The following is a 7,793-nucleotide window of genomic DNA, read 5'->3' as shown; positions in this document are numbered from 1 at the left end:
GGTCATCGTCAAGTTTGAACAGTAAAACCCCAGATCAGCAATGATCTGGGGTTTTTTTATGCCTCGAAGAACATAAAGCCCGCGCCCGTACAGTGGTTGTGGAGCGTTATGCCACATACGCAGCACCAACTACGCTGTCTTCGTCTATGAGCAGTCCTGCAAGGCTTCCATTACGTTGTTAAGCCACAAATAGTGTCATGGTCGCTTGTTATCACCATAGTCCAGTCGCTGGCTATGTATCGTCATCTATTGATGCAGGATGCCTCGCGCTAGATGTTGACGGCAGTATGTGAATCCAGACTAACCAGATAATCAATACATCGAGCACGCTGAACGCTTGCTATAGATAAAGATGTACCGATTCGAAGACGATCATGCTCGACTGGCCAAGATAGAAGAGACTGATCACGCGCACGATAGTTAACAATTGCACTGCAAAAAACCCGGCAAGAATGCCGACGACTCGATGCTTCCACATAACTAAAGAGGGGCGCCTAAGCGCCCCTCTTTGTTTCAGTTATTAAGTGATCTGTTTATAGTTTTTCTGTTTACGTATCGTTACAAAGCCTGCTGCAGCGAGTAGCGCTGCAAGCATGATCATCGACCATTCTGAAAGGGTTGGGATCCCTTCAGCAGTAATTGGTGGAGTAATTGGTGCGGGGCCTGGGCCTGGATCTGCTCCAGCGTAACCGGTACAAACTGGAACGGTAATGATGTTTTTATCTGTGGTAACGGTTTCGCCAAATGACAAGGCTCTTCCCACCAATGTTGCATTATTCCCAAATGTAATGCCTGCGTCGTCAATGATAGAGCCTAGAAACGTTGTGTTTGCGCCGAGTGTCGTGGCGCCGGTGGGAGCCCAGAATATATCGTTTTCGCAGACCCCGCCCGCTGTGACAATCTTAGCGTTGGCTGCAGGATTCAATGCTCCGCCCGGTCTGAAAATGTAAACACCTGGACCATTAAGTTTCACTTGCGTGCCGGTGGTTATATTCATAGCGCCGCCGCTGGAATAGCAGCCCGGCGGAAATACTCCTGGTCCTGAACCCACATTTATAGCGTTTAAAGCAACAGCGCCAGCGCCGAGTGACGTACAAGCTTGACCATTCAAGTTTGCCAGCGCCAGGCCTTGAGCTGAGCCTGCTGTGTTATATGGAATATCGGCAACGTGTGTCGTTCCACTCACGGTTGGCACCGATGTAGGACCTGTTGTATACCCAAGATCGCCTGTGATAGTGGTGCCTGCTGCGGTGTTGGTGTAGGTGCTGGAAAGAATGCCATAGGATGCAGCAGCTCCAAGATTTGGCGCTGTTGCAGCTTGAGCGGCCCCAGACACCAAAAGCAATATGACACTTAGGCTTGCCAACAAACCACGGGGTATGTGACGGTGCATGGGATTTATTGCGAGAAAGGGAGACATAGTGAAATGGGGCTGTGGTGCATCTGTAATCTGACCGTTCATCGCAGTTTCCTTTACGACTTGTAAGTCATTAATACCGTTTAATGTCTTTTTTTATTCTTTGATTTAGCTTGTCTATTCGTCTCATTATACGAAGTGGTTAAGCATAATTTTAGACTACCATTTACATTAATAATATGATAGAAAAAAATAAATTTTGACTGTTTCAAAGTCAAACTTATACCTGTACGGAGTTATGCTTACAGACACTGCAAAGTCGACGTTTACCTACTGCAGTGTGTTCACTGTACTCAGGTTAATGAGCATGCGCAGATCTATCATTCAAAATACAGCTGGCTTGGTCTAATCAGCCACGTTGAATCAACTGTTTTCTTAAATGATGATGATCATGGCAGCGATCACAGGTTTGTTGCAGTATATGATTATTATATACACTGAATACTGATATTATCAATAAAACGATAATAAATAATATTAACTATGGTAGTTAGTGTTAATAGGTTAAAAGAGTTGACGCTTTATATTTGAGGTATATAGTTGCTTTTAATTATAATAACTTGAAGCTAATTACTAGGGTCTTTAGCTTTGCTTTAAAAAGGAAGTTTTATTGTGCAGGGACGTTTTGATAAAAGCATTTTCCGAAGAAGAGCTAAAAAAGATCCGAAAAAGTGGCTCTTTTTTGCTGTGTTGGCGGGCTATTTTATAGGTGTGCTTTTCTATCTAGTGGAAGATACGCAATCTGCTGGGTTGAGAGATTCTTCGCTAGATATTGAAAAATCAAAATTTATAAGTGAGTTATTAGCCGAAACGATAAGCGATAAAATCGAAGAGACGTTTTTTTTTAGCACTAAAAATAATGAGCAAGAAGAAAATGGGGCGGACTCTTTAATCAATGAGATTAGTAGAGTGTTTGGCGGTATAGCCAAACAAAAAACGGTAGTCTGGCAATGGAAAAGTGAAAAAGAACATAGAAGTGGCTCATTTACTTACACTGAAAAGAAAAGCATCAATACCAGCGACGTGTGTAGTAATTATAAGGTGGGTTCACTTGTCTATCGAGACTGTCGTAAAGCGGCAAAAAAATACTTTAAAGACGCTTGCGCAAGCTATTACAAGGCCGCCTGTGCTGCTGCGGATACGATTCTTTAAGCGCTGGGTTGACCTGTATATTAATGCATAATACAGATCATAGGGTATTTTATATTCTTGCCGGAAATATTGATGTCTGATAAAAGTTAAGACTCATTTTAACTGCATTCTATATGGAATCATTTTTATGAAAAAAATAGCCCTTGTATGTATTTTATTTTTTCTTGGAACTCTCAGTGCTTACGCTGCGGGTATGTATCTCAATGTCACCAATAACACGGGATATGCTGCGTATCACCTCTATGTCAGCGATGTTGGTAGCGATGAGTGGGGTGAGGACGTATTAGATGTTGATGTGTTAGAGGATGGTGAGACGATACGAGTTAATATTAATGGTTACTCAAATCCAAAGTTTGATGTACAGCTTGAAGATGAAGAGGGTGATACTTATACCCTTCGAAACATTAACGTGAAAAAATATGACTTAGTTTTTACGTTGGATAACGTCGATTAAAATATATATTCGCTATGTTGAGTGAAAATAGCTGCTGCTAAAACGGGTGGCTATTTTTTGTCTGTTGAACAATATTAAATAACCAAGAGGTGCGTTTAGCGCCTAGTTAACGGCTGCTGGATATTTTTACTAACTCGCCGCCTTCAAAGCGCAAGTAGTAATACATACCACCTTTGGGACCATACACCCATTCTTCGATAGGTAACTCATTGCGGTTGTAATCGGATCCTGTATAGCCTATCAGATCTCGCGTCACCGGCTCGCCGCAAGTTCGTAACACGGTAAATGCGCGGTCGCCTAAGCTTACCAACTTCGAGCCGCAGCGAAAGGTGCTGGCTATGACGGCCGAGCTTGTTAAACCCAGTAGCGCAGATAAAACTATCGCTATAAATACTCTCATTTGATGCTCCTGCAATACAGCGTGTTAGATTCTTTACGCCATTTTCTTAATTATGGATACAGCATATAGCAACAGTCTCGTCACATGCTGCCTAAGTGTAAGGTGCTGATAATGGCGCCGTCAGCGTTTGCTTTGCCGGTGCTGACATCAATCAAATAGACGCGCTCTGCATCTAACTGTGCCTGTTCAATTAAATACTCTTTAATACTGTTGGCTCGTGCTTGCGCTAGACGTCGCAAACCCGACCTGTTTTTCGCATAACTGGCTAGCACTGCAGTATGCATCTGCTGTGCGCGCTCTGTCTTATCTAAATTTGTCCATTCAGTTGGAGGCTGCTGTTTTAATTGAGATCGATAAATCCCTTCAAGCAATACTGGTTTTTCCTCTTCGGGCACCTCTAACTCCTCTTTATTAGATGCAATCTTAGTACCTCGACGCTGTAAAACACTATACCAGGCGTTCTGGTAGGCTGCGTTTAAACGCATCTGTACTAGGATTGGAGCATCTAATTCCGCGCGACTACTGCCTTCGACTTCCAAGCGTAATTGCGGACGCTCCTGCAGTGCTTGTGCTAGCGTGTCTAGGCTTTTTGCCGCCAGTGGACTGATGACGGACTGACCTGGTAAAAAGGCCACTTCACTTAATTCTTGTGCATTGCTATTGGCTAAGCCGGCAATGAAGTTAAACGGTGCTGATACTGCGCGCTTCAGTAAATTACGCAAGGTTTGCCAAACAATTGGGCCAACTTTAAACTCAGGATTATTTAAATCACCTTGTACCGGCAAATCCAGCGCAATTCGCCCTTTACTATCTTTCAGTAGGGCGATCGCTAAACGCACCGGTAAATCCACTGCATCGGGACTGTCGACGCGCTCACCGAGCTGCAGCTCCTCAAGCAGCAGTTTATTGCTGGCATTCAGTTTGCCGTCGTTGATTTGATAATGCAGGTCTAGGTTAAGTCGACCTTTATGAATTCGATAACCAGCAAATTTTCCTGAGTAAGGGGTTAACGTAGTAAGTTCTACATGCTTAAAAGCGGTAGTGATATCGAGTTTTTTTAACGGATCAAAAGGGGTCAGGCTGCCCTTAATTGTGACTGGCGCATAACGATCAACTTTACCTTGGATATCAACTGTTGACACGCTATTGGTTTGATTGTCTAACGTGCCGATAGCACCGTTGAGCTGTTGAATCGCCGTAGCAAAATTGGGGGTGAGACTAAAATCAGCAAAGTTAGCCGAGCCATCTTTAATTTGAATACCGCCAATATGCATTGCAAACGCTGGGCTGTCGCTTACTTGCTCGGCCGCTGGTTTCTCCGGCTGTGGAATGAGTAACTCACTGATATTGGTAGTGAGATTTTCATTAATAATAAAGCGCGCATAGGGCTGCTGCAGAATGAGGTTGTCAATCGATAGTGACTGTTGCTGAAGTGTGTATTGAATGCCATTGATAGCCACTGCCTGCCATTTTAAAAGTTCACGCTGGCGTAGAGTATCGCGCATGTGCAGCTGACTGATTGCAGCGTTACCTTGTACCGCTAGTTTTAAATGATCTGAATCACTGACTTGTAGCTTTAGCGCACTGCTTAGCAGACCACTGCGCAATTCAATGTGCGCATAAGGGCTGATCCAAGCTTGCGCAGGACGTAAATCCAGATCGCTACTGTTGAGCGTCATATCAATCTGCAGAGGTTGCAATAACACCTGTGCGCTACTGCTTAAACGGCCTTGCTCACCGACTTGGGTAGTGAGTTCAGCATTAAACGGTGTCTTGGCTTGGCTATCAAAGTCTTTAAGATGTAGATTGAAATCAGCCAGCTCGAGTGCTATCGGTTCGCTATGACTGTTATCCGCTAGATGAAATCTATGCTGAGTGAAGTCAGCCTGTTTAACGATAATTTGCCAAGGCTTGCTGTTGTCGTTGCTAGCTTGCTGATTTGATGATTCTGGCGCACTGGGCAAGAGTTTTTGCCAATTATTGCTACCATCTTTAGCAATTTGCGCCCACGCCTCAAGCTCTTTGCTGCTGGCTTTGCCGATACGTAGTTTTTGCGCCGCTAAATCAAACTCTGTATCGCTGATTTTTAGCTCAGCCAAACGCATTAAGGGCTGTTTATCTTGGTCAAGCGCGACCGAGTGTAACTGCGCGCTGAGCTGTTTAGTCTTAAAATTTAAAGTGTCTTCCAGTGTCAGCTCATAATGGCTATCGAGACTCAGACGACCTTCTTTCAGTTGCGCACTGAAGTGCTCGCGTACATAGGGCCACCAGCTTTTTAGTTTGGCGTTTTTTAGTTGAATATGGCCTTGTGAGACCAGTGGGCTGAGACGTATAGCACCGGTGAATTGCAGCTGTGTACCGTCATTGGCTTGTGCGCTGAGCTGCAGATCACTGTTACCGGTGGGGCGGGTATCAAACTTATTTAGAGTGATGTTTAGATCAGCGAGGGTGACATCCACTGCGTCATGTTGGCGTTGGTCACTAAAACGCAATGACCCTTGTTGCAGTTGCAGTTGATCAATCAGCACGGCCAGAGGCGTACTGTCTAGTTGTTCAGGTACGGCTGGAGCGACGGGGAAAGTAAACAGCTGGGTAAGATTGAGCTCACCTTGTTTATTGTAAATAACCTGCACATTAGGCTGTACTAATTGCACATCCTGTAGATGTAGGGTTTTAGTCCATAAGCTATCGCTGGCGAGCTTGCCATATAGAGATTGTAAGCTCAGTTGTTCAGTGTCTGCTGCACCGATGCGCAGGTCCCAAGCAAAGAGTTCAAAGGTAAAAGGATTAAATTCTAGACGGTGCAGATGAGCAGGGCTGTTAGCGTACACAGTCAGTTGCTGATTGATGGTTTTTAGGGCAATGCTAGGAATCAGTAAAAAACCCAACCAGCTATAGAGCGCTAGACAGCTTACTAAGGTAATGATGAGGCGCTTTAGTCCTTTGAGCATCACTGCAACTCCTCAAGTCGACGGTATCCATAGTGTAGGCAAAATACGCGCAGAGCAGTAGATTGTCGTTTAGGTGATTGCGCATAGCGATAGCGCAGAAGGGTTTATTGGCAGAGATGTACAGCATCGACCTGCAGTTCAATCCAGGCCGATGCTGTTATAAGTTAACGCAACTTAGCGTTCAATCGCTAATGCTACGCCTTGACCGCCGCCAATACACAGGGTGGCAAGACCTTTTTTGGCATCACGGCGTAACATTTCATGCAGCAGCGAAACAAGAATACGGCAACCTGATGCACCAATCGGATGGCCGATGGCAATTGCACCGCCATTGACATTGATTTTATTGGTATCCCAGCCTAGTTCTTGATTCACGCTTAATGATTGTGCGGCAAAAGCTTCATTGGCTTCAATAAGGTCCAAGTCGGCGATGTTCCAGCCTGCTTTGCTCAGGCATTTCTGTGTGGCTGCGACTGGGCCGATACCCATAATGCTTGGATCAACACCCGCATTGGCATAAGCAACAATACGTGCCAAGACAGGCAGACCCAGTGCTTTAGCTTTTTCGGCACTCATTAACATCACCGCTGCGGCACCATCGTTGAGCGACGAGGCGTTACCCGCAGTGACTGAACCGTCTTTTTTAAAGGCAGGACGTAGTTTCGCCAGTGATTCAGCTGTTGTCCCCGCGCGAGGTTGCTCGTCGGTGTCGAAAATCAGTGGCTCACCTTTGCGCTGAGGAATGCTCACTGGAGTGATTTCGCTGACAAAGCGACCCGCAGCAATCGCGGCAACTGCTTTTTCTTGTGAGGCTGCGGCAAACGCATCTTGTTGCTCGCGGCTTAAGTTGTATTTTTCGACAAGATTTTCAGCCGTGATACCCATATGAATATCATTGAAGGCATCCCAAAGGCCGTCTTCAATCATGGTATCGATAACTTTAGCATGACCCATGCGTAAACCGGTACGCGCACCTGGCATCACATAAGGTGATAGGCTCATGTTTTCTTGGCCACCGGCGATAATCACTTCAGCATCACCGCAACGGATAGCTTGCGCCGCTAAATGTAACGCTTTGAGACCCGAGCCGCAGACTTTATTGAGGGTGAAAGCTGGGGTGCTAAAGGGTAGACCGGCGTGGATAGCCGTCTGTCGTGCAGGGTTTTGCCCACTGCCTGCCGTAAGTACTTGGCCGAGAATGACTTCATCAACTTGTTCAGCAGCAACGCCTGTTTGCTCCAGTAGACTGCGAATCACAATCGCACCTAATTGCGGTGCTGGAATAGAGGCTAAACTGCCTTGAAAGCTACCGACAGCGGTGCGTGTAGCGGCAACAATAACAACTTCATGCATGGGGATATCCTTTTGCTACGGTTTAAAAGCACACTGATAAATACCTTTTTTATTATGTTTATCAGT

6 protein-coding genes are annotated in these 7,793 nt (G+C 45.4%); 2 read left to right on the top strand and 4 right to left on the bottom strand.

Going from position 1 to position 7,793, the window contains the following annotated elements:
• Positions 1-520: 520 nt before the first annotated feature.
• Positions 521-1,462, bottom strand: coding sequence for an IPTL-CTERM sorting domain-containing protein (locus JYJ62_RS12605; protein WP_205342586.1), 942 nt, complete (start codon positions 1,460-1,462; stop codon positions 521-523).
• 567 nt (positions 1,463-2,029) lie between these two features.
• Between JYJ62_RS12605 and JYJ62_RS12600 the strand changes: the two genes are divergently transcribed.
• Both JYJ62_RS12600 and JYJ62_RS12595 read left to right on the top strand, forming a co-directional pair.
• The gene (locus JYJ62_RS12600) at positions 2,030-2,569 is read left to right on the top strand and encodes a hypothetical protein (protein WP_205342567.1); all 540 of its coding nucleotides are present in this window, start codon (positions 2,030-2,032) and stop codon (positions 2,567-2,569) included.
• 127 nt (positions 2,570-2,696) lie between these two features.
• Positions 2,697-3,023 (top strand): hypothetical protein, encoded by a 327-nt coding sequence (locus JYJ62_RS12595; RefSeq protein ID WP_205342566.1) that lies wholly within the window; start codon positions 2,697-2,699, stop codon positions 3,021-3,023.
• 106 nt (positions 3,024-3,129) lie between these two features.
• Here JYJ62_RS12595 and JYJ62_RS12590 read toward each other — a convergent pair whose 3' ends face one another.
• From JYJ62_RS12590 to JYJ62_RS12580, 3 genes are all read right to left on the bottom strand, one after another.
• Positions 3,130-3,423, bottom strand: a complete 294-nt coding sequence (locus tag JYJ62_RS12590; RefSeq protein WP_205342565.1) for a DUF2845 domain-containing protein — start codon at positions 3,421-3,423, stop codon at positions 3,130-3,132.
• A gap of 80 nt (positions 3,424-3,503) precedes the next feature.
• Positions 3,504-6,374, bottom strand: coding sequence for a DUF748 domain-containing protein (locus JYJ62_RS12585; RefSeq protein WP_205342564.1), 2,871 nt, complete (start codon positions 6,372-6,374; stop codon positions 3,504-3,506).
• A 174-nt stretch (positions 6,375-6,548) separates the two neighbouring features.
• On the bottom strand, positions 6,549-7,727 hold the full coding sequence (locus JYJ62_RS12580) for an acetyl-CoA C-acetyltransferase (RefSeq protein ID WP_205342563.1): 1,179 nt from the start codon (positions 7,725-7,727) through the stop codon (positions 6,549-6,551).
• Positions 7,728-7,793: the final 66 nt, after the last annotated feature.

Origin of the sequence: Denitrificimonas caeni (assembly GCF_905120345.1) — a bacterium.
GTDB lineage: Bacteria > Pseudomonadota > Gammaproteobacteria > Pseudomonadales > Pseudomonadaceae > Denitrificimonas > Denitrificimonas caeni_A.
The sequence above is the reverse complement of the archived record's forward strand: the minus strand, read 5'-3'. Positions and strand labels throughout refer to the sequence as shown.

What these genes read in the sequence shown, in the direction of transcription:
- JYJ62_RS12605 (WP_205342586.1), bottom strand. Translation starts at nt 1,462, where the DNA reads ATGAACGGTCAGATTACAGATGCACCACAGCCCCATTTCACTATGTCT.
- JYJ62_RS12580 (WP_205342563.1), bottom strand. Translation starts at nt 7,727, where the DNA reads ATGCATGAAGTTGTTATTGTTGCCGCTACACGCACCGCTGTCGGTAGC.
- JYJ62_RS12590 (WP_205342565.1), bottom strand. Translation starts at nt 3,423, where the DNA reads ATGAGAGTATTTATAGCGATAGTTTTATCTGCGCTACTGGGTTTAACA.
- JYJ62_RS12585 (WP_205342564.1), bottom strand. Translation starts at nt 6,374, where the DNA reads ATGCTCAAAGGACTAAAGCGCCTCATCATTACCTTAGTAAGCTGTCTA.
- JYJ62_RS12595 (WP_205342566.1), top strand. Translation starts at nt 2,697, where the DNA reads ATGAAAAAAATAGCCCTTGTATGTATTTTATTTTTTCTTGGAACTCTC.